At 46.3% G+C, this 2,575-nt stretch carries 3 protein-coding genes; all 3 read left to right on the plus strand.

Features of this window, described 5'->3' with window-relative positions; all coding sequences use genetic code 11:
* Positions 1 to 86 precede the first annotated feature (86 nt).
* A complete protein-coding gene (locus FTU36_RS16475; protein WP_004828545.1) occupies positions 87 to 470 on the plus strand; it encodes a transposase in 384 nt (127 codons plus the stop codon).
* A complete protein-coding gene (tnpB, locus tag FTU36_RS16480) occupies positions 467 to 802 on the plus strand; it encodes an IS66 family insertion sequence element accessory protein TnpB (protein WP_004828548.1) in 336 nt (111 codons plus the stop codon). The genes FTU36_RS16475 and tnpB overlap by 4 nt, the downstream gene beginning before the upstream one ends.
* Positions 803 to 876: 74 nt before the next feature.
* Positions 877 to 2,544: an IS66 family transposase gene (locus FTU36_RS16485; protein WP_180009710.1), complete on the plus strand. Its 1,668-nt coding sequence runs from the start codon at positions 877 to 879 to the stop codon at positions 2,542 to 2,544.
* Positions 2,545 to 2,575: the final 31 nt, after the last annotated feature.

Genomic DNA, 2,575 nt, shown 5'->3' on the forward strand with positions numbered 1-2,575 from the left:
GTAAGCGTCCGCTGAACACACCTTCTGAATTCATCCTATAAGCCTTAATTTAGTCCCCACTTAGAAACAAGTGGGGACTTAAATTTATGACTACAAATCATCAGACATCCATCGCATCTCTTGCGAAAAAACGAAGAACATACAGTGCTGAATTTAAACAGCAGATCGTTCAGGCTTGTAAAGCACCGGACGTTTCAATTGCTTCAGTCGCTTTGCAACATGGATTGAATACAAATCTTGTATCCAAATGGATTCGCTTAATTGATGCTAAGCCAGGGAGTGATCGCTCACCACTACCGAATAAACCTGCATTTATTGCCTTATCTTGCTCTGCACCATTAGATCCTACTCCTACTGACATGTTAAAAGTTCAAATTACTTTACCCCACTCAAAAGCAGAAATTGGCTTGAAATGGCAAGTATCAGAAATACCTGCCTTGGCAGAATTACTCAAGGTGCTGGCAACATGATCCGTATCGATGAAATCTGGCTTTCTACCCAACCTCTGGATATGCGAGCAGGGATGGATACTGTCATGGCTCAGGTGGTGAGAGCCTTTGGCTACATTAAACCGCATTGTGCTTACCTGTTCTGTAATAAACGTGGCCATCGCATGAAAGTGCTGGTACATGATGGACTGGGCATCTGGCTGTGTGCCCGGCGTTTGGAACAGGGAAAATTCCACTGGGCTAAAGTTCACCAGGGTGAAAGCGTAGCTCTCAACCCGGAACAGTTACAGGCATTAATCCAGGGTTTGCCTTGGCAGCGCATTGGACGACAGCAGGTGGTCACGATGCTCTAAACCAAGCTCGGCTATTCTGCCATCCTCCAAACGTTCTATTTCATTCTTCTCATGACCTCAGGCATACTGCGGTCATGAATACGCTGCCAGATTTAAGCCAACTGACCCATGAACAACTGCTGGAATTCACCCGGCAGTTGGCGATGCAGCATCAACAACTCGCAGAAGATAAACAACAATTAGATGCTCAAGTTCAACATCTGGAAGTATCAAATCAACAATTAGATGCCAAAGTTCAACATCTTGAAGTCACCAATCAGCAATTAGATTCTAAAGTTCAGCATCTTTCTATTCTCAATCAAAAATACGAGCATGAACTGGCGCTGTTTAAACAGCATAAATTCGGCAGTAAAAACGAACATCTCACCGCAAAACAAATCCATCTGTGGGATGAGGCGGTCGAAGAAGATATCGCAGCCGTTGATCTGGAATTAGAACGATTAAATGCAGATAAAACCCATGCAGCGACACAGAAAGCCACAGTCAACAAACCTAAACGTCGACTGCTGCCAGATCATCTACACACCATCCGTATTGAGCATGAACCTGCATCAACCCAATGCAGTTGTGGCTGCCAGTTACGTCGTATCGGCGAAGATATCAGTGAAAAACTGCATTTCAGACCGGCACAGTTCTATAAGGAACAGCATGTGCGTGGTAAATGGGTCTGTGATCAGTGTGACACTCTGACTCAGCAAGCGATGCCCGCCTATGTGATTGATAAAGGCATTGCTTCACCTGAATTGCTCAGCCATGTGCTGGTATCGAAGTATGCCGATCATTTGCCGCTGTACCGTCAACGTCTGATCTATCAGCGGGCGGGAATCGAACTTTCTAGATCAACTTTATCTGACTGGATAGGTCGCTGCGGTGTGGAACTGGAACCTCTGGCCAATGCCTTAAAAGAGGTGGTACTACAACAGCAGGTGCTGCATGCAGATGAAACACCAGTCACCATCATGCGGATGGGTGAGAATGATAAAAAACCGAAGAAAGGTTATGTCTGGGCCTATGCCACCACACAGTACAATCCAGTTCAGGCGGTGATCTATGACTTTCAGGATAGTCGTTCAGGCCAGCATGCTGCAGAGTTCTTGAAAGGCTGGCAGGGCTATCTAGTCTGTGATGATTACAGTGGTTATAAAGCACGCTTTAAATCAGGCCAGGTCATAGAGGTGGGCTGCATGGCCCATGCACGTCGTAAATTCCATGAACTGCATGTAACTGGGAAAAGTCAGGTCGCTGAACAGGCCTTAGTGCTGATTCAGAAACTGTATGCGATAGAAGCAGAACTCAGGAAAAAGACCGATGGTACAGCGGAAGACCGCCGCGAATACCGACAACAGCATAGTCAACCAGTGATGCAACAACTATATGAATGGCTCAACCAACATCATCTGACAGTGCCATCGAGTTCTCCTACCGCCAAGGCCATCAATTACACTCTGAAGCGTTGGCCAGCCTTAAGCCGCTATCTGGATGATGGCAATCTACCGATTTGCAATAACTGGGTGGAAAACCAGATGCGCCCCTGGGCGTTGGGACGTAAGAACTGGTTATTTGCAGGTTCGCTGCGCAGCGGTCAGCGAGCAGCCAATATTATGACATTAATCCAGTCAGCAAAGCTGAATGGGCTGGATCCCTATGCCTATTTAAGTGATGTGCTGAAAAGGTTGCCGACACATAAAGTGACTCAGATTGAAGAATTACTGCCACATCGCTGGAAATCCAACTCAAATTAAAAAATAGGCATGGGGTTCAGCGGACGCTTAC

Source organism: Acinetobacter sp. YH12096, assembly GCF_013419215.1.
Lineage (GTDB): Bacteria > Pseudomonadota > Gammaproteobacteria > Pseudomonadales > Moraxellaceae > Acinetobacter > Acinetobacter amyesii.

Bases quoted from the DNA above. Each gene is read 5' to 3' on its own strand.
- FTU36_RS16485 (WP_180009710.1), top strand. From the start codon at position 877: ATGAATACGCTGCCAGATTTAAGCCAACTGACCCATGAACAACTGCTG.
- tnpB (WP_004828548.1), top strand. From the start codon at position 467: ATGATCCGTATCGATGAAATCTGGCTTTCTACCCAACCTCTGGATATG.
- FTU36_RS16475 (WP_004828545.1), top strand. From the start codon at position 87: ATGACTACAAATCATCAGACATCCATCGCATCTCTTGCGAAAAAACGA.